An 18526-nucleotide genomic window follows, 5' to 3' on the forward strand; every position below is an offset into this window, starting at 1 on the left:
CCCCGAGGAGGGACCATGGCCAATCTCGACAGCATGCTCCTGGCCAGCACCGACCCCGACCGACTCCACGACTGGTACGCGGCCGTCCTGGAGCCCCACTCCGACGACGACGTCGACTCCTACCGGGTGCTCCGCTTCGGCCACTTCCACCTGCTCATCGACCGGCGGGACGACATCGGCCCCAAGGCGACCGACGCCACCCGCATGATCATCAACTTCGACGTGGAGGACGCCCGGGCCGTCGCCGCCCGCATGGACGCGCGCGGCACCGAGTGGCTGGCCCCGCTGGAGGACCGCGACGGCAGCCTGTTCGCCACCGCGATCGACCCGGACGGCAACCACGTCCAGATCATCCAGCTCGGCGAAGCCCACCGCGCGGCCATGGCCGCGTCCGACTCCTAGGAGGGGACATGTTCGACGGGAACCGGGCCTTCGGGTCCTTCGCGGTACCGGACACCGACACGGCGCGCGAGTTCTACGGCGCGACCCTGGGGCTGACCGTGCGACCGGTCGAGGGCATGGAGGAGGAAGGGCTGATCCGGATCCACCTCGCCGGGGAGCAGTCCGTCCTCGTCTACCCCAAGCCCGACCACGTGCCCGCCACGTACACCGTCCTCAACCTCGTCGTCGACGACATCGTCGCCGCGGTCGACGGGCTCGCCCGTCGCGGCGTCGGGACGCTGCGCTACGAGGGCTTCGATCAGGACGAGAGGGGGATCGCGCACGGCAGGCCGTCGGTCGCCTGGTTCACCGACCCGGCCGGGAACGTGTGTTCTGTCATACAGGAGGCGTAACGTGTCGGCCGTGATGGAACAGCAGACCGACCAGGAATTCGTCCGGCTCGCCGACCCCTACCGGCGCGAGCTGTACGCCCACTGCTACCGGATGCTCGGCTCGGTGCACGACGCCGAGGACCTGGTGCAGGAGACGTACCTGCGCGCGTGGAAGGCCTACGACGGGTTCGAGGGCAGATCCAGTCTGCGCACCTGGTTGCACCGCATCGCCACCACGGCCTGCCTCACCGCGCTGGAACGGCGTCGTCGGCGGCCCCTGCCCACCGGGCTGGGCGGGCCCGCCGACGACCCGTCGGCCCAACTGGCCGACGGGCCCGAGGTGCCCTGGCTCGAACCCGTGCCCGACGCCCTCGTGGGCGCCGACGACCCGGGCACCGTGGTCGCCACCCGCACCGGCGTGCGCCTCGCCCTGATCGCCGCCCTCCAGTACCTCCAGCCCCGCCAGCGCGCGGTGCTGGTGCTGCGCGACGTGCTGCGGCTGAGCGCCGCCGAGGTCGCCGACATCCTCGACACCTCCGTGCCGGCGGTCAACAGCCTGCTCCAGCGGGCCCGGGCGCAGCTGTCCCGCAACGCCCCGGTGGAGGAGGAGATCGTGGAGCCGGCCGAGGGCAAGGCGATCCTGGCCCGGTACGTGGCGGCCTTCGAGACCTACGACGTCTCGGCGATCACGGCGGTGTTCACCGAGGACGCGGTGTTCGAGATGCCGCCGTTCCGCACCTGGGTCCAGGGCGGCGCGCACATCGCGGAGCTGATCTCCACGCACTGCCCGGCCGAGCGGGCCGGCGACATGGTGCTGGTGCCGACCTCGGCCAACGGGCAGCCGGCGTTCGGGCTGTACATGCGCGACCGGGAGGGTGTGCACCGGGCCTTCGGGATCCAGGTCCTGGACCTGGCGCCCACCGGCGTGCGGCACACGGCGATGTTCTTCGACACCGCCCTCTTCCCGCACTTCGGCCTGGCCGACCGCCTGTAGACCGTGTTCCCCGCGCTTCGGAGGCCTTCGCGGCACCGGTGGGGCGCGCGGTACGCGGGGGCGGAGCGTCCCCGGGTCTTCGCCCCCGGCCTCGTGGGACGGGGGAGTCCGCGGACGGCCCCGGCGCGCGGTGGCGGTGAAGCCGACGCCCTCCTCGACCGGTCCGGGGTGACCCTCGGTGCGGGTCCGGTGCTCCGGGCGGGGGCCACCGTCCGCCCGGCGGGGAGCGCGCGGCCGGTATCGGGACGTTCGCGCGGGTGGACCCGGACGGCGTCCGGGAGAGGTCGCCCGCCTCCCGCGCGGGGCCGGGTCCGCGCGGGAGAAGGGGGGTTCCCCGGATCGGGTGCGCGGGGTAGCGTGCCCCCGTCTGGGAGCGCTCCCAGATCCCCCGAAAGGAGCGAGCACGTGTTCCGTCCCCTCCTGTGCGCGGCCCTGATCGCCGCGCTCGCCCTGACCGCCACGCCGGTTCTCCCGGCCGCCGCCGAGTCCGAGGACTGTGCGGCCGAGGCCACCGTGACCTCCTCGTGGGGGAGCGGGTTCACCGCCCGGATCGAGGTGACCAACCGGGGCGACGCCCCGATCTCGGGGTGGACCGCCACCTGGACGCATCCGACCGGTCAGGCCACCACGGCCGGATGGAACGCCGACTTCGAACACCGCGAGGGCACGGTCGTCGCCCGTAACGTGGGATGGAACGCAGACCTGGCCCCGGGCGGCACCGCCGAGTTCGGCGTCCAGGGGACCACCACCGGTGGGGCGGTCGAGTTCACCGGACTCGACTGCGGATTCGACACGGAAGACGAAGGCGGGGACGCGGTGCGGATCATGGCGTTGGGCGATTCGATCACGGGGTCCCCGGGGTGCTGGCGGGCCCTGTTGTGGCGGGACCTGGTGGACGCGGGGCGGAAGGTCGACTTCGTGGGCACGCTGCCGGGCGACGGGTGCGGGTTCGCCTACGACGGGGACCACGAGGGGCACGGGGGATACCTGGTCACGAACGTCGCCTCGCAGGGGCTGCTCGTGGACTGGTTGCGGCGTAGCGACCCGGACACGGTGCTCATGCACTTCGGCACCAACGACGTGTGGAACGGGATCCCGGCGGCCGACATCCTCGCCGCGTACGACACCCTGCTGGCGCAGATGCGCGCGCACGACCCGAACGTCCACCTGCTGGTCGCGCAGATCATCCCGATGGACTCCGACCGCAGCTGCGCGACCTGTGGGCAGGGGGTGCGGGACCTCAACGCGGCCATCCCGGGCTGGGCGGAGGCCAACGCGACGCCGGAGTCGCCGATCACCGTGGTGGACCAGTGGACGGGGTTCGACACGGACGCGGACACCTACGACGGGGTGCACCCGTCGGCGAGCGGCGACCGCAGGATCGCGGACCGCTGGTTCGCGGCACTGGCCCCGTGACCGGCGGCGGGCCCGGACCGTTGCCGCGATCCGCACTCCGACCGTTTCCCCGGTCCGGGCCCGCCGCTAGGCTCCCGTGCGTGACCCTCCCGGCTCGCACCGTCGCGGTCGTCCGCCGCCGCTCCCATCGGTCCGACGGCCGAGAGTCCGCGCGGGCCGGGGTCATCGATCCATGAGCGCGGTGCCCTCCGGTGCCCGTCTCGTATCGCAGCGACCCGTGAAGGAGTCCGAGATGCGCGTTTCCCTTGTGACCGGTCTGGCAGCGTCAGCGGTGGCGGCGGTGGTGGCCGGGTGCGCGCCGACGGCGGAGCTCTCCGCGCACGCGGAACCGGAGGGTCTGCCCAACGGCGGGTTCGACTATCAGCTCGGTGGGGGATACCCGCCGCCCGAGGACGTGGGGATCGTGGTCCGGGACTCCACCGATGAACCGGAGCCGGGCATGTACTCCATCTGCTACGTCAACGGGTTCCAGACGCAGCCGGGGGAGGAACGGGAGTGGCTCGATGAGGGTCTGGTCCTGCTCGACGAGGCGGGGGAGCCCGTGATCGACCCGGGGTGGCCGGACGAACGGCTTCTGGACACCTCCACGGACGAGAAGCGCGGCCGGATCGCCGCACTCCTCGGCGCGACCATCGAGGGATGCGCGGACGACGGGTTCGCGGCGGTCGAGTTCGACAACCTGGACTCCTACCTGCGGTCCCAGGGGTGGTTGACCGTGGAGGACAACTTCGCCCTTGCGGAGGAGTTGGTCGCCATCGTCCACGATCACGGATTGCTCGCCGCCCAGAAGAACGCGGCGGAGGAGACCGAGCGGGGACTTGCGGCGGGGTTCGACTTCGCGATCACCGAATCCTGCGCGGCCTGGTTCGAGTGCGACGCCTATACCTCCGCGTACGGGGACGAAGGTGTGCTCGACATCGAATACCCGGACACGCTGGAGAACGCGGGTCTGACGTTCGAGGACGTGTGCGCGGATTCGGAGAGCCCGTCCAGGACGATCCTGCGCGACCTCGATCTGGTTTCCGAGGGCGCGGAGGGATACCTGTACGAGCGCTGTTGATCACGGATCGTAGGTGACCGCTATGGTCACGGTTCCGTCGCCGTTCCGGGCTTGAAAGGTGCCGTCATGTGCGGACATTCCGCTCAGACGTGTTGGTGGTGTCGGGCTCCGGCCATCCGGAAACGGCGAGGATCGCTACTGAACGTATGCGGAGAGTCTCCGAGTGGTGCACAATGAAGGCGTCGGTGTTCCCTTCCTGGAACTTTCACGCACCGACGGACCCCGGGGGTGCTCAGCGCTTCCGGGGTTTTTGCTTTCCAGGGATTATGGGGAAGTGGGAACTTTGGTCATTATTTGTGTATGAAGTGTCTTTTTGGGGCCTGTGTCTGATTTCCGAGAAGTTGCAAAATCGCTTGGTTTCCGCTGGAATCTTCCCAGGTCATTTACTCTGCTCCCCGCGCACGCGGGGATGGTCCCATGCTGTTCAGGGACACGTACCTGAACTCGTACTGCTCCCCGCGCACGCGGGGATGGTCCCGACGAACAGGGACGTACCCAGGGGGAAGCACCCTGCTCCCCGCGCACGCGGGGATGGTCCCCTGCTCGACGGTGGCGGGTTCGGTCTGGAGTCCTGCTCCCCGCGCACGCGGGGATGGTCCCGGCCCCGGGCGGACGATCCTCCGCCCGTACCGCTGCTCCCCGCGCACGCGGGGATGGTCCCGATTCCATATAGTGAAATAGCAGCGTTGCAGACTGCTCCCCGCGCACGCGGGGATGGTCCCCGGTGGCGCTGGCCAGAGGGCCGCCAGGGGCACTGCTCCCCGCGCACGCGGGGATGGTCCCCTGTGGGTCGTGTGGATGCGGGGGTACGCGACCTGCTCCCCGCGCACGCGGGGATGGTCCCGCGGCGCGCTCGCGATCGACGTCGATCACCGGCTGCTCCCCGCGCACGCGGGGATGGTCCCGGGTGGGCCTACGGCGCCTATTCGGAGATCGTCTGCTCCCCGCGCACGCGGGGATGGTCCCCATCCGGCTCCCCCACAGACTCCGCACGCCAGCTGCTCCCCGCGCACGCGGGGATGGTCCCCACCCCCGCATGATCTCCTCGGTCGTCACTTCCTGCTCCCCGCGCACGCGGGGATGGTCCCCGGGTGGTCTTGGAGTAGTAGCGGCGGGCGGGCTGCTCCCCGCGCACGCGGGGATGGTCCCCCCGGGGAGTCCACCGCCGAAGCGGCCAGTTGCTGCTCCCCGCGCACGCGGGGATGGTCCCGTGGCCGCGCTCACTTCGGTATCGGTTTGTGGCTGCTCCCCGCGCACGCGGGGATGGTCCCAGCGGCAGGCCTACCTCGCCGACGCCCCGCCCCTGCTCCCCGCGCACGCGGGGATGGTCCCGTCGAAGCCAAGGTGGAATTGGTCGGTCGCGTCTGCTCCCCGCGCACGCGGGGATGGTCCCGCCGCCTCACAGGTGCGCCGGGACCTGGTCGTCTGCTCCCCGCGCACGCGGGGATGGTCCCGGGTTCGCCCAGTCGTGCGACCAGATGAAGGGCTGCTCCCCGCGCACACGGGGATGGTCCCCCTGCTCCAAATGCGCAAGGGCGAGCCGGTCGCTGCTCCCCGCGCACGCGGGGATGGTCCCACAGCATCGCCGGTGTCCGCGTCCACAGCGAACTGCTCCCCGCGCACGCGGGGATGGTCCCAGCGCCCTGGCCAGCGCTTTCTCCTTCGCGGGCTGCTCCCCGCGCACGCGGGGATGGTCCCTCCTCCTGGGAGTCCGTGAGGTCACCGGTGGCCTGCTCCCCGCGCACGCGGGGATGGTCCCACAAAATACATGCGCGGAGCGCGTGTCAACGCCTGCTCCCCGCGCACGCGGGGATGGTCCCTGGTGGCCACCGTCACGGCGAACGGTTTGGTGCTGCTCCCCGCGCACGCGGGGATAGTCCCACTGCGGAGGTGAGGAACTGGCGTATGCAGTTCGCGGCCTTGCAGGGCATGGCCGCCGGCCCGGATGACACCCTCGCGAGGATGCAAGCCGAGCTTAGGAAGTTGAGAAGCGATGACTAACCCCGCCGTGTGGCACAAGAGCACTTACTCGGACGGCGGCGCCAACTGCGTCGAGGCGCGTGAGTCCGTCGCAGGTGCGGACGTCCGTGACACACAGAACCGTTCTGCCGGGCACCTGAGCTTCGATCGGGTGGAATGGGCCGCCTTGGTGCGGGCCGTCGGTCGCTGACCTCGCCTCCGTACTCGACCCCCGCGCTTCGCGCGGGGGTTCCCCACACCCGGAGGGCCATCCGGGCGTGGGGCGGACACGGCTGCGCGAAGCGGGCCATGTCGGTCTGCTCGGGCGCTTTACCACATTCATGCTCATCGCGCAGAGAGACCAATGGGTAATGATGTGGCCAGCCCTGGTCAGCACAGACTTTCGAATTCTCCTGCGGGGAAGGGCCGAAAGGGGCTATCAATGTCCGCATGACGAATGAGGGGCACCTCGAACCCTGGGTGGCCGGCCTTTCCTCCGCCGCGCGCGTCGTGTGGGCCAAGCACGACTTCGACACCAACGACTGGCTCCCGCTGTACCGCCACATGGCCGACAGCGCCGCCGTCGCCACCCTGCTCTGGGACGAATGGCTCCCTCCCCAGGTCCGCCGCCTCATCGCGGACGCCCTCCCCGGCGGTGAAGACGATGCCCGTCTCCTGACCGTCTGGCTCTGCTGCGTCCACGACATCGGCAAGGCCACCCCCGCCTTCGCCGGCCAGGTCGACGTCCTCGCCGACGACATGCGAGCGAACGGCCTCGCCACACCCTCGCGCAAGCAGCTCCCCGACCACTCCTACGCCCCCCACGGCCTGGCCGGACAGCTCATCCTCCGGGACTGGCTCGTCACCCGCCACGGCTGGACCGAACGCGCCACCCATCAGCTCACCGTCGTCGTCGGCGGTCACCACGGCGTCCAGCCCACCAACACCGGCATCCTCGCCGCCGACAAACGCCCCGGTCTCCTGCGCACCCCCGGCAACGAGCAGGCCTGGCTCGACGTCCAGAACGAGCTCCTCGACGTCGCCGCCGACCGCACCGGCGTCACCCCCCGCCTCGCCGCCTGGCGGGACGCCAAGCTCCCCCAACCCGTGCAGGTCCTGCTCTCCTCCCTCGTCATCACCGCCGACTGGATCGCCAGCAATCCCGACCTCTTCCCCCTCTTCCCCAACGCCGGAACCCGCTCCCGGGACCCCGTCCGCACCCGCGAGGCCTGGCGTCTCCTCGATCTCCCCGCCCAGTGGCGTCCCCGGGAACCCCGAGGAACCCCCGCCGAACTCTTCGCCACCCGCTTCGCCCTCCCCCCGGGCGCCAACCCCCGCCCCGTCCAGGAACAGGCCGTCGAAGCCGCCCGCGCCATGCCCGCCCCCGGCCTGATGATCCTCGAAGCCCCCATGGGAGAGGGAAAGACCGAGGCGGCCCTCACCGTCGCCGAGGTCTTCGCCGCCCGTTCCGGCGCCGGTGGCTGCTTCGTCGCCCTCCCCACCATGGCCACGAGCAACGCCATGTTCGACCGCTTCCTCAACTGGCTGGCCCACGTCCCCGGCATGCCCCAAGAGGCCGCCTCCGTCTTCCTCGCCCACTCCAAGGCCCACCTCAACGAGGACTACCTCGCCCTCATGGGCGGCGGCGTCACCCTCGACCTCGACCGGGACGGGGGCGACGACCGGGACTCGACCTCGCTCATCGCCCACCGCTGGCTGCGCGGCCGCAAGAAGGGCATGCTCGCCTCCTTCGCCGTCGGCACCGTCGACCAGCTCCTCTTCATGGGCCTCAAGACCCGCCACCTGGTCCTGCGCCACCTCGCCCTCGCCGGAAAGACCGTGGTCGTCGACGAGGCCCACGCCTACGACACGTTCATGAACACCTACCTGGACCGGGCCCTGACCTGGCTCGGTGAGTACGGCGTCCCCGTCGTCGTCCTCACCGCCACCCTCCCCGCCCGGCGCCGCCGCGAACTCGTCGCGGCCTACACCGGCGACCACGGTGGCCACGACCACGTCGAACAGGCCCGCGCCCACCCCCTCATCACCACCGCGACCCCCGGCGCCCCGGCGAACGTCCTCGCGCCCCCCGCCTCCGGCCGCGGGACCGACGTCCTCGTCGAACCCCTCGCCGACGACCTCGACACCCTCGGGGCCCGTCTCACCGCCGAACTCGTCGACGGCGGCTGCGCCCTGGTCATCCGCAACACCGTCGCCCGCGTCCACGAGGCCGCCGCCCACCTGCGGGACATCTTCGGCGAGGGCACGGTGACCGTCGCCCACTCCCGCTTCCTCGACCTGGACCGCGCCGCCAACGACGCCGACCTCGTCGCCGCCTACGGTCCTCCCGGCCGAGGCGCGGACCGCCCCGCCAGGCACATCGTGGTCGCCACCCAGGTCGTCGAGCAGTCGCTGGACGTCGACTTCGACCTCCTCGTCACCGACCTGGCCCCCATCGACCTCGTCCTCCAGCGCATGGGTCGCCTCCACCGCCACCCCAGGGGCGACGACCAGGCCGAACGCCCCGAACGCCTGCGCCGCGCCCGCTGCCTGATCACCGGCGTGGACTGGACCACCACACCGCCCGAACCCGTTCGCGGTTCGCGCACGATCTACGGCGCGCACGTCCTCCTGCGCTCCCTCGCCGTCCTGCGCTCCCGCCTGGAAGCGCGCACCGACGCCGAGCGCACCGTCCGTCTCCCCGACGACATCAGCCCCCTGGTCCAGGACGCCTACGCCGATGACGACGCGCTCATCCCGCCCACCTGGAAGGACGAGGCCGAGGAGGCGCGCACCGCGCACGAGGTCACCCACGTGGTCCGACAGGAGAAGGCCGACGTCTTCCTGCTCGACGAGCCGAAACGCCCCGGCCGCGCTCTCATCGGCTGGGTGGACGCCGGTGTCGGTGACGCCGACGACTCGCACAAGGGCCGTGCCCAGGTCCGCGACACCACCGAGAGCCTGGAGGTCCTGGTCGCCCGTCGTTCCACCGACGGCACCGTCACCACCGTCCCCTGGCTCCCCGACGAGCGTGGCGGCCTGGAACTGCCGACCCACACGGCCCCGCCCTCCGACGCGGCCCGCGCCCTGCTCGCCTCCGCGCTGCGCCTGCCCTACCAGTTCACCGTCGGCGCCGCCATCGACCGGGCCATCGAGGAACTCGAAGCCGACATGGTCCCCGCCTGGCAGACCAAGGACGCCCACTGGATCGCCGGGGAACTCGTCCTGTTCCTCGACGAGAACGACCGGGCCGAACTGGCCGGACACCACCTGCACTACACCCGGACCGACGGATTGAAGGCCACCCGTGCCGAATGACGCCGACACCGCACCGCCCACCTTCGACCTCACCCTGCGCCCCTGGATCCCGGTCCTGCGCGCGAACGGCACCGAGACCGAACTCTCCCTCACCGAGGTGTTCGCCCAGGCCACCGATCTGCGCCGACTGGTCGGCGACGTGCCCACGCAGGACTTCGCGCTGCTGCGACTGCTGCTGGCGATCCTGCACGACGCCCTCGACGGCCCGGCGGACCTCGACGCCTGGGAGGAACTCTGGGAGGAGGGGATCCCGGCCGACACGGTCGCCGACTACCTGCACAAGCACCGCGAACGCTTCGACCTGCTGCACCCTTTCACCCCGTTCCTCCAGGTCGCCGATCTGCGTACCGGTAGAGACGAGTACTCCTCACCGGACCCGATCGTCGCCGACGTCCCCAACAACGCCCGGTTCTTCACCATGCGCGCCCTCGGGGCCACGCGTCTGACCTTCGCCGAAGCGGCACGCTGGCTGGTGCACGCCCACGCCTACGACACCTCCGGCATCAAGTCCGGCGCGGTCGGCGATCCCCGGCTCAAGGGCGGAAAGGTCTACCCGCAAGGCGTGGGATGGGCCGGGAACCTCGGCGGGGTACACGTCGAAGGGGACACCCTTCAAGAGACCCTGCTGTTCAACCTGGTCACCTTCGACACCGGCAAGTCGCACCGCAAACCCCACCTGGACCGGCCCGCCTGGCGCCTGGACCCCGATACCGCCGAACCCCTCACCGGGACCGATGCCGCGGCCCGCCCGCACGGCCTGCGGGATCTCTACACCTGGCAGGCCCGCCGCCTGCGCCTGCATCACGACGGCGCGTCCGTGAACGGTGTCCTCCTCGCCTATGGGAACCCGCTCACCCCGCGCAACCTGCACCAACGCGAGCCCATGACCGCCTGGCGGCGCAGCCCCGCCCAGGAGAAGAAGCTCAAGGAGGCCATCGTCTACCTGCCTCGCGACCACGATCCCTCCCGTGCCGCCTGGCGCGGTCTGGGAGCGCTGGTCACCGGGGAGACCCGGGGGCGAGAGCAGCGCAACGAGGCGGCGGGCGAGGTGATCCCCCGCATCCTCGACTGGTTCGCCCGCTTGGCGTGGGAAGGGCCGTTGAGCAAGGACTCCCTGGTCAGGGTCCATCTCGTCGGAGTCGCCTACGGCACCCAGCAGTCCGTCATCGACGAGATCGTGGACGACGCCGTCGCCATGCCGGTCGTCCTCCTCTGCGAACGGGACGGGGCGCTCGGGCGGACGGCCGTCGACGCGGTCACGGACGCCGAGAACGCCGTCACCGTCCTGGGCGACCTGGCCACCGACCTCGCTCGGGCCGCGGGCAGGGAGACCGATCCGTCGCGGAGCGCCGCCCGTGACCAGGGGTTCGACGCACTCGACGAGCCCTTCCGCGCCTGGCTCCGTGGTCTGAAGCCGTCGGACGACCCCGGCCACCCCATGGAGCAGCGCCGACGATGGCAGGTCCGGGCGTACCGGATCCTCTCCGAGATCGGCGACGACCTGGTCCGGGCCTGCGGAGAGGCCGCCTGGCAGGGCAGGGTCGTCAGCACGTCCCGGGGCGACCTGTGGCTCAACACCTCCCGAGCCGACCTGCTGTTCCGTGCCGGTCTGCGCAAGGTGCTCCCCCTGTCCACCTCCGAGGACCCGGATCCGGGCCCGGACGCCCCCGAACCCTCCAACAGCCCCGGCGACGACGCCTGAAACGGACAACGGAGACACAGCGGTGACCACCACGACCACCACCGAGTACATCCACGACCTCCACGACCTCGGGGCCTTCGTCGATGAGCGCATCCGCCCGATCCAGGGCGGCTACATGAAGGACCGGCCCGAGGCGGTGGCGATCCTCGCCAAACTGCGCCGGGGCGCGGGCAAATCCCTCACCGCCGTGCCCGAACTGCTCGGCCTCACCCTCGACCACGACTTCTACGAGAAGTTCCCGCCGGGCCACCCCCACATCGACGCCGCCGAGGCCGCCGCGCACGAGGCCCTGACCCTGTACGCCCTGCACCAGCAGTCCAAGCGGGAGCAGGGCATGCACAAGCGCGGACGCGACCTGGGCGGTGCGGTGCGGCGCCTCATGCCGGGCGGCACCATCGACGAGCCCCTGCGCAAGCGCTTCGTCCAGGCCGGGAGCGCGCTGGACGACGGTGTCCGCCTGGACCGGCTCCGGGGCATCGTCAAGCTTCTGCGCGCCTCCGACGTCCCCCTCGACTACGGCCTGCTCGCCGACCAGCTCTACCGGATCCGGGCCTTCAAGACCGGGCCCGCTCGCGTCCGCGCGGAGTGGGGACGCGGGTTCCAGTCCTACCGCCCGCCGGCCGCCGATCGGGAGGGCGAGGCCGGACCGGCGACGGCCCCGACGGACGACTGACGGGACCGCGCCCCCTCCCTGCCTCTCCCGAGATCCCCTCTGCCTTCCGCGCGCCGCGCCCCCTGCCCGCACTCGGCGCGGCAGAGCGGAACACGACAGCACCACACCGACGAGACCACGAGGAACCGACGACCATGAGCCGCACCATTCTCGACGTGCACGTGTTGCAGACCGTGCCGCCCAGCAACCTCAACCGGGACGACACCGGAACCCCCAAGACCGCCGTCTACGGCGGTGTCCGCCGGGCCCGTGTCTCCAGCCAGGCGTGGAAGCGCGCCACCCGCCTCGCCTTCGACGCCCTCCTCGACCCCCAGGACCTGGGCACCCGCACCAAGCGCGTCGCCGAGCTGGTCGCCGCCCGCATCGTCGCACTCGAACCCGACGTGTCCCAGGAGGAGGCCCTCGCCCTCGCCGCCGAGACCGTGCAGGTCGCCACCGGCTCCAAGATCGAGGTGCCCAAGCGCAAGGCCGACGCCGCCAAGAAGAAGGGTGAGAAGGAGCCCGCCCCGGAGTCCTCCTACCTCATGTTCCTCAGCGCCCGCCAGCGCGACGGCCTGGCCGCCCTGGCCCTCGAAGGGCGCGAGGACATCAAGGCGTTCCTCAAGGACAAGGACGCCAAGGCCCGCGCCAAGTCCGTCGCCGACACCCACCACTCGGTGGACATCGCCCTGTTCGGCCGCATGGTCGCCGACGGCGCGGACATCAACGTGGACGCCGCCGCCCAGGTGGCCCACGCCATCAGCGTCCACGCGGTGGAGAACGAGTCCGACTACTACACCGCCGTCGACGACCGCAATGAGGACTCCGAGCCCGGCGCGGGCATGATCGGCACCGTCGAGTTCAACTCCGCCACCCTCTACCGCTACGCGGCCGTCGACGTCGACCTGCTGCGCAAGAACCTGGGGGAGGGGCTGCGAGAGGACGAACCCGCCACGGAGCCGCTGCGCCGCGCGGTGCAGGCGTTCGTGCGCGGGTTCGTGGAGTCGTTGCCGACCGGCAAGATCAACACCTTCGGCAACCACACCCTCCCGGACGTGGTGATCGTCAAGCTGCGCGGGTCGCGGCCGATCAGCTTCGTCGGGGCCTTCGAGGAGCCCATCGAGGCCGAGAAGGGCTACATCGGGGAGGCCTGCGAGAACCTCGCGAACCACATCCGCGATGTCGAGAGCGCCTACGGGGCCGACGAGGACGTGGACAGCTGGGTGGTCCGCGTGGGAACGCGCACCGCCAAGCTCGCCGACGTCGGCGCTTCCGTCACCCTTCCCGAACTGGTCGAGCAGGTCGGCGAGGCGGTCGTCCGGCGGCAGGTGTCCGGCGCATGAGCGTGCTGCCCCTCGTCCTGGCGGGACCGCTCCAGTCCTGGGGGGCGGCGTCCCGGTTCGCCCGGCGCACCACGGAGAACGCGCCCACCAAGAGCGGGGTGATCGGACTGCTGGCCGCCGCCCTGGGGCGGGAGCGCACCGCGGACCCGTCCGACCTGGCGGCGCTCCGTTTCGGGGTGCGCGTCGACCAGCCCGGGGTGCGGGTGCGCGACTACCAGACGGCCCGGCACCTGGTCACCGACGTGTCGATGCCGGTGTCGGAGCGCTTCTACCTGGCGGACGCGGTGTTCGTCGCGGCGGTCGAAGGCGACCCGGAACTGATCGACGCCCTGTACGACGCCGTTCGGGCCCCGGTGTTCCTGCCCTACCTGGGACGGCGCTCCTGCCCGCCGTCCCGGCCCCTGGACCTGGGCCGGCCTTCGCCCGGCCGGGTGGAGGACGTGCTGAGGGAGCAACCGTGGCAGGCCGCCCCCTGGTACCGGCGGCGTTCGCGTGACCGGTCGCAGGTGGAACTCACCACGCTGGTGGACGCCGAGGGGGGAACGGACGGGGATCTGCTGCGCGATCTCCCCGTGAGCTTCGATCCCGCGCACCGGCGTTACGCGATGCGCGCGGTGACCGCCGATGCGGTGAGGGTGCCCGACCCGGACGCGCGCCGCGAGCGGACACCCGACCACGAACCCCTGCTCGCGCTGGGAGGAGACTGATGTACCTCACCCGATTCCGCTTCAACACCAACAGCCCGGGAGGGCGCAGACTGCTGTCCTCACCGCAGGTCCTGCACGCCGCCGTGATGGGGTGCTTTCCCGAGATGCTGCCCTCCGAGCCGGGCGGGCCGCGCGTGCTGTGGCGGGTGGACCGCAACGCGCGGGCGGAGGTGTTCCTGTACGTGGTGAGCCCGACCCGGCCACTCATGGACCATTTGGCCGGGCAGGCCGGATGGAAAGACCTGGACGACCCGGAACGGGTGTGGAAGAGCCACGACTACGCGGGGTTCCTCGACCGGCTCGCCGAGGGGCAGACGTGGGGGTTCCGGCTCACCGCCAACCCGGTGCACAGCATTCGGCGCAAGGACGGGGAACCCACCAAGGTCACCGCGCACGTCACCCCGCGCCACCAGGCCGGGTGGTTGTTGCAGCGGCAGGACGCGTGCGGGTTCGCGATCGTGCGCAAGAACCCGGATCAGCGGCTGCTGCCGGGTGAGGACGAGTACGAGCTGACCGTGCACGACCGGAACGCGGCGGGGTTCGACAAGCCCGACCCCCGCTCGGAGCGCCAGGGGAAGCGGATGCGGGTGCCGATCGTCAGGGCGACCTTCGACGGGCGGCTCACCGTCACCGACCCCGACGCGCTCCGTCGGGTGCTGTCCTCCGGCCTCGGCCGGGCCAAGGCGTACGGGTGCGGGCTGATGACCCTTGCCCCGGTGGGGGATCAGCGGTGACCGCCACGGCGGGACGGCGCGGGGTCTCGACGCCGTGGGAACTGACGAGGGTCGATGAGCGCATTTCGTTCGTGTACCTGGAGAAGTGCCTGGTGCATCGGGAGGACAACGCCATCACGGCGCAGGACGGCGAAGGCGTGCGCCATCTGCCGTCGGCGACCATCGGGGCCCTGCTGTTGGGTCCGGGCACCCGGGTCACCGACGGTGCGATGAAGCTGCTGGGGGAGTGCGGGGCGACCGTCGTGTGGGTGGGCGAGTACGGGGTGCGCTTCTACGCGGCGGGGCGGGCGCTGACACGGTCGTCGCGGTTGGTGGAGGCCCAGGCCACGGAGTGGGCCAACCCGCAGAAACGGTTGGCCGTGGCACGGGCGATGTACCGGAAGCGGTTCCCGGACCTGGACGTCGAACGGTACGGCCGCCGACAGCTCCTCGGGCATGAGGGCAAGCGTGTTCAGGCCGCTTACCGCGCGGAGGCGGAACGAACGGGGGTGCCCTGGCACGGAAGGCGTTATGTGCCGGGGGACCACGACCGATCGGATACGCCGAACAAGGCGATCACCTCTGCGGCGCAGTGCTTCTACGGGGTGGCGCACGCGGTGACGGCGGCGTTGGGGTGCAGCCCGGCTCTGGGGTTCGTGCACTCGGGTCACGAGCGCGGGTTCGTCATGGACATCGCGGATCTCTACAAGGTGGGGATCGGGATTCCGGTGGCCTTCGAGGCGGCGGCGCAGGGGGACGAGGACGTCGACGGGGTGACCCGTCGGCTGCTGCGGGACCACATCAACAGGAAGGGGCTGCTGAAGCGTTGCGTGGAGGACGTGAAGGAGCTGCTCTTGGGGGATGCGGGAGCGGCCGTGGAGGAGAAGGACGAGGTGGGTCTCGTCGGTGACCGAGGGCTGCTGTTGGAGGCGGGACACAACTATGAGTACGAGGTCGTGTGGTGACGGTTCTGGTACTGACCAACTGCCCGAAGGGGCTGCGGGGGTTGCTGACCCGGTGGCTGTTGGAGATCTCTTCGGGGGTGTTCGTGGGGAGACCGTCCCGGCGGGTGCGTGACCTCCTGTGGGAGGAGGTGCGGCAGTACGCGGGGCAGGGGCGGGCGTTGCTGGTGTACGCGAACGATTCCGAGCAGGGGTTCGGATTCAAGACCTTCGAGCATCACTGGGAGCCGGTCGAGCATGAGGGACTGACCCTCATGAACCGCCCGTCCGAGGCCTCGTCGTCGCCTTCGGTGACTCCGCCGAAGAAGGGCTGGAGCAAGGCCTCGAAGCGCCGCAGGTTCGGCCGCTGATCAGCACTTGAGTCATATGGGCTTTTTGTTCTCGGTGTCTGAATTTCGAGAAGTTGCAAAATCGCTTGGTTTCCATTGGAATCCGCGCAGGTCATTTACTGTGCTCCCCGCGCATGCGGGGATGGTCCCAGATTTCGGTAGCGCGTCGTCTCGTCTGGCTCGTGCTCCCCGCGCATGCGGGGATGGTCCCTCGGGCTTCGTGAGGAAACCGTGCGCGTGTGGGTGCTCCCCGCGCATGCGGGGATGGTCCCACGTGTGTCACGTCCAAGGAATGGAACATCTTGTGCTCCCCGCGCATGCGGGGATGGTCCCGACACCACCCGCGCGATGGGAGGAGAGGCGTGGTGCTCCCCGCGCATGCGGGGATGGTCCCGGCTCAGCCCGCACCGCGACCGGCTGGGAGGAGTGCTCCCCGCGCATGCGGGGATGGTCCCGAGTCCCTACGCCATCGGCAGGGGCAGCGGATGTGCTCCCCGCGCATGCGGGGATGGTCCCGCCCGTGGTCAGCAACGTCGACACGGGCGAGAGTGCTCCCCGCGCATGCGGGGATGGTCCCAGGACGGTGAGCAGCACGGCTAGGAGGCTGGTGTGCTCCCCGCGCATGCGGGGATGGTCCCGGGATGGGGATCTCCAGCACTCGGGCAGCGATGTGCTCCCCGCGCATGCGGGGATGGTCCCGATGCCTGACCAGTGGCGTAACGCCATCCCCGGTGCTCCCCGCGCATGCGGGGATGGTCCCGCCACCGCCGTCCGTAGCCAGAAGACCAACGAGTGCTCCCCGCGCATGCGGGGATGGTCCCTCCGCGATCGTTGGGGTGGTGAGCTCTTCGCCGTGCTCCCCGCGCATGCGGGGATGGTCCCACCCCTGTCAGGACTACGACGTGACCGGGTTCGTGCTCCCCGCGCATGCGGGGATGGTCCCGACCTCACCCCCGGCACCCGCGTCACCACCCCGTGCTCCCCGCGCATGCGGGGATGGTCCCCATGGCCTACGGAGACGACCGCACCCAGCACGGTGCTCCCCGCGCATGCGGGGATGGTCCCCATGGCCTACGGAGACGACCGCACCCAGCACGGTGCTCCCCGCGCATGCGGGGATGGTCCCCATGGCCTACGGAGACGACCGCACCCAGCACGGTGCTCCCCGCGCATGCGGGGATGGTCCTCAGGCGACCACCACCCACATACCCGGCGACGTGTGCTCCCCGCGCATGCGGGGATGGTCCCCGGGCCCGAGGAGTGAAGTCAGGTCAGGATGGGTGCTCCCCGCGCATGCGGGGATGGTCCCGTTCAGCACGGGGAGATCGGTGGTCCCGGACGGTGCTCCCCGCGCATGCGGGGATGGTCCCCGGGGGGGACCGGCCCGGGGCTTGAGCAGATGTGCTCCCCGCGCATGCGGGGATGGTCCGCACACCGGCACATCCGCCTTCACCACGGTCTGGTGCTCCCCGCGCATGCGGGGATGGTCCCGGCTCTGAGATCGACGCTAAGCCGTCGGAGCTGTGCTCCCCGCGCATGCGGGGATGGTCCCCAGGCGAGGCGGAGAGCGACGATGACGAGGGCGTGCTCCCCGCGCATGCGGGGATGGTCCCCTGGAGGGGGTAGCCGTCGAACGGGCCACCGAGTGCTCCCCGCGCATGCGGGGATGGTCCCCCCCGCTCCTCCTCCTCCTTGGGAGCCGCGCCGTGCTCCCCGCGCATGCGGGGATGGTCCCGGCATGGGCTAGAACCCATGGCGGGACGTATCGTGCTCCCCGCGCATGCGGGGATGGTCCCCGGGGCGGCCTTCTCGCGCGGCGTTTCGGCCCGTGCTCCCCGCGCATGCGGGGATGGTCCCCTGATGGCGATCCTCGCCGCCCAGGACGTGCCGTGCTCCCCGCGCATGCGGGGATGGTCCCAGTCCCACCAGTTTCGACAGGTGTGGAACGTCGTGCTCCCCGCGCATGCGGGGATGGTCCCTGGGTCCGGGTGGCCCAGGTGATCGCCGGGATGTGCTCCCCGCGCATGCGGGGATGGTCCCACCGCGCACCGCACCTGCCCGTGGGTCGGCAGGTGCTCCCCGCGCACGCGGGGATGGTCCCGCGCTTGAGGTCGGCCTCGGAATCCCGCCTCAGTGCTCCCCGCGCATGCGGGGATGGTCCCGATCCGGCGACCGGTCGAGCGTGCGAGCCGATGTGCTCCCCGCGCACGCGGGGTGGTCCCCCGGGAGGGGCTCCGTCACCCGTGGGGTGCCCTCGGCGGAGTCCGGGCGATCCGGGAACGGTCCCCGCCCGTTTCCGGGCGGGGACCGTCGGTGCGGGTCAGACACCGCCCCGTTGGCCGGGCGGGCCTTCCTCGTCGTCCGGGTTGAGCGACTCGCCGGTGCTCCGGTTCCAACCGGTCGGGTACTTCCTCCGTTCCTCGGTCGGCTCATCGGAGCGGGGGACCCTCCGATCGTCCGCCAGGTTGCGGCGGACCACGAAGATCACCAACAGGACCACCGCCACCAGCAGAACCGCGGCGATCACCCATGCCCATTCCATCCTCGTCACCTCTCTCATCTCACGTGCGTCGGGGGCTCACCCGAGGTGGGCCCCTC

The 18526-nt window shown here is 71.1% G+C and carries 15 protein-coding genes and 2 CRISPR repeat arrays; of the genes, 14 read left to right on the forward strand and 1 reads right to left on the reverse strand.

The genetic code is table 11. The features are described from left to right. Nucleotides 1-15 precede the first annotated feature (15 nt). The 14 genes from PWG71_RS03490 (at nucleotide 16) to cas2e (ending at nucleotide 15949) form a co-directional block, all read left to right on the forward strand. Complete coding sequence (locus tag PWG71_RS03490; protein ID WP_274807984.1) at nucleotides 16-402, forward strand: VOC family protein; 387 nt, start codon at nucleotides 16-18, stop codon at nucleotides 400-402. Nucleotides 403-410: 8 nt separating this feature from the next. Then, complete coding sequence (locus PWG71_RS03495; RefSeq protein WP_274807985.1) at nucleotides 411-794, forward strand: VOC family protein; 384 nt, start codon at nucleotides 411-413, stop codon at nucleotides 792-794. A gap of 1 nt (nucleotide 795) precedes the next feature. Then, a complete protein-coding gene (locus PWG71_RS03500; RefSeq protein WP_274807986.1) occupies nucleotides 796-1767 on the forward strand; it encodes a sigma-70 family RNA polymerase sigma factor in 972 nt (323 codons plus the stop codon). 405 nt (nucleotides 1768-2172) lie between these two features. Next, nucleotides 2173-3183 carry a cellulose binding domain-containing protein gene (locus PWG71_RS03505; RefSeq protein ID WP_274807987.1) on the forward strand — a complete coding sequence of 337 codons (1011 nt, stop codon included), beginning with the start codon at nucleotides 2173-2175 and terminating at the stop codon, nucleotides 3181-3183. A 232-nt stretch (nucleotides 3184-3415) separates the two neighbouring features. Next, nucleotides 3416-4243, forward strand: coding sequence for an endo alpha-1,4 polygalactosaminidase (locus PWG71_RS03510; protein ID WP_274807988.1), 828 nt, complete (start codon nucleotides 3416-3418; stop codon nucleotides 4241-4243). Nucleotides 4244-4631: 388 nt separating this feature from the next. Then, a CRISPR array of direct repeats spans nucleotides 4632-6124; the repeat unit is 29 nt; unit sequence CTGCTCCCCGCGCACGCGGGGATGGTCCC. Nucleotides 6125-6236: 112 nt separating this feature from the next. Beyond that, nucleotides 6237-6413 carry a DUF397 domain-containing protein gene (locus PWG71_RS03515; protein ID WP_274807989.1) on the forward strand — a complete coding sequence of 59 codons (177 nt, stop codon included), beginning with the start codon at nucleotides 6237-6239 and terminating at the stop codon, nucleotides 6411-6413. A 239-nt stretch (nucleotides 6414-6652) separates the two neighbouring features. Continuing rightward, nucleotides 6653-9520 (forward strand): CRISPR-associated helicase Cas3', encoded by a 2868-nt coding sequence (gene cas3, locus PWG71_RS03520; RefSeq protein ID WP_274807990.1) that lies wholly within the window; start codon nucleotides 6653-6655, stop codon nucleotides 9518-9520. Next, nucleotides 9510-11222, forward strand: a complete 1713-nt coding sequence (gene casA / locus PWG71_RS03525; protein WP_274807991.1) for a type I-E CRISPR-associated protein Cse1/CasA — start codon at nucleotides 9510-9512, stop codon at nucleotides 11220-11222. Before cas3 ends, casA begins: the two co-directional genes overlap by 11 nt. 22 nt (nucleotides 11223-11244) lie before the next feature. After that, entirely contained in the window at nucleotides 11245-11895 is a 651-nt protein-coding gene (gene casB, locus PWG71_RS03530; protein WP_274807992.1) for a type I-E CRISPR-associated protein Cse2/CasB, read from the forward strand. A 134-nt stretch (nucleotides 11896-12029) separates the two neighbouring features. Next, the gene (cas7e, locus tag PWG71_RS03535) at nucleotides 12030-13217 is read left to right on the forward strand and encodes a type I-E CRISPR-associated protein Cas7/Cse4/CasC (RefSeq protein ID WP_274807993.1); all 1188 of its coding nucleotides are present in this window, start codon (nucleotides 12030-12032) and stop codon (nucleotides 13215-13217) included. Beyond that, a complete protein-coding gene (gene cas5e, locus PWG71_RS03540) occupies nucleotides 13214-13924 on the forward strand; it encodes a type I-E CRISPR-associated protein Cas5/CasD (protein WP_274807994.1) in 711 nt (236 codons plus the stop codon). Before cas7e ends, cas5e begins: the two co-directional genes overlap by 4 nt. Then, nucleotides 13924-14658 (forward strand): type I-E CRISPR-associated protein Cas6/Cse3/CasE, encoded by a 735-nt coding sequence (gene cas6e / locus PWG71_RS03545; RefSeq protein WP_274807995.1) that lies wholly within the window; start codon nucleotides 13924-13926, stop codon nucleotides 14656-14658. The genes cas5e and cas6e overlap by 1 nt, the downstream gene beginning before the upstream one ends. Next, nucleotides 14655-15602, forward strand: coding sequence for a type I-E CRISPR-associated endonuclease Cas1e (gene cas1e, locus PWG71_RS03550; RefSeq protein WP_274807996.1), 948 nt, complete (start codon nucleotides 14655-14657; stop codon nucleotides 15600-15602). Before cas6e ends, cas1e begins: the two co-directional genes overlap by 4 nt. Next, nucleotides 15599-15949, forward strand: a complete 351-nt coding sequence (cas2e, locus tag PWG71_RS03555; RefSeq protein ID WP_274807997.1) for a type I-E CRISPR-associated endoribonuclease Cas2e — start codon at nucleotides 15599-15601, stop codon at nucleotides 15947-15949. Before cas1e ends, cas2e begins: the two co-directional genes overlap by 4 nt. Before the next feature lie 100 nt (nucleotides 15950-16049). Then, a CRISPR array of direct repeats spans nucleotides 16050-18151; the repeat unit is 29 nt; unit sequence GTGCTCCCCGCGCATGCGGGGATGGTCCC. Nucleotides 18152-18248: 97 nt separating this feature from the next. Here the strand turns inward: cas2e and PWG71_RS03560 are convergent. Then, nucleotides 18249-18470: a hypothetical protein gene (locus PWG71_RS03560; RefSeq protein WP_274807998.1), complete on the reverse strand. Its 222-nt coding sequence runs from the start codon at nucleotides 18468-18470 to the stop codon at nucleotides 18249-18251. Nucleotides 18471-18526: the final 56 nt, after the last annotated feature.

This window comes from Nocardiopsis sp. N85 (assembly GCF_028882275.1).
GTDB classification, from domain to species: domain Bacteria; phylum Actinomycetota; class Actinomycetes; order Streptosporangiales; family Streptosporangiaceae; genus Nocardiopsis; species Nocardiopsis lambiniae.

Coding starts and splice junctions, on each gene's coding strand:
- PWG71_RS03490 (WP_274807984.1), top strand. CDS start 16: ATGGCCAATCTCGACAGCATGCTCCTGGCCAGCACCGACCCCGACCGA.
- cas5e (WP_274807994.1), top strand. CDS start 13,214: ATGAGCGTGCTGCCCCTCGTCCTGGCGGGACCGCTCCAGTCCTGGGGG.
- PWG71_RS03560 (WP_274807998.1), bottom strand. CDS start 18,470: ATGGAATGGGCATGGGTGATCGCCGCGGTTCTGCTGGTGGCGGTGGTC.
- PWG71_RS03510 (WP_274807988.1), top strand. CDS start 3,416: ATGCGCGTTTCCCTTGTGACCGGTCTGGCAGCGTCAGCGGTGGCGGCG.
- cas6e (WP_274807995.1), top strand. CDS start 13,924: ATGTACCTCACCCGATTCCGCTTCAACACCAACAGCCCGGGAGGGCGC.
- cas7e (WP_274807993.1), top strand. CDS start 12,030: ATGAGCCGCACCATTCTCGACGTGCACGTGTTGCAGACCGTGCCGCCC.
- PWG71_RS03495 (WP_274807985.1), top strand. CDS start 411: ATGTTCGACGGGAACCGGGCCTTCGGGTCCTTCGCGGTACCGGACACC.
- cas3 (WP_274807990.1), top strand. CDS start 6,653: ATGACGAATGAGGGGCACCTCGAACCCTGGGTGGCCGGCCTTTCCTCC.
- PWG71_RS03515 (WP_274807989.1), top strand. CDS start 6,237: ATGACTAACCCCGCCGTGTGGCACAAGAGCACTTACTCGGACGGCGGC.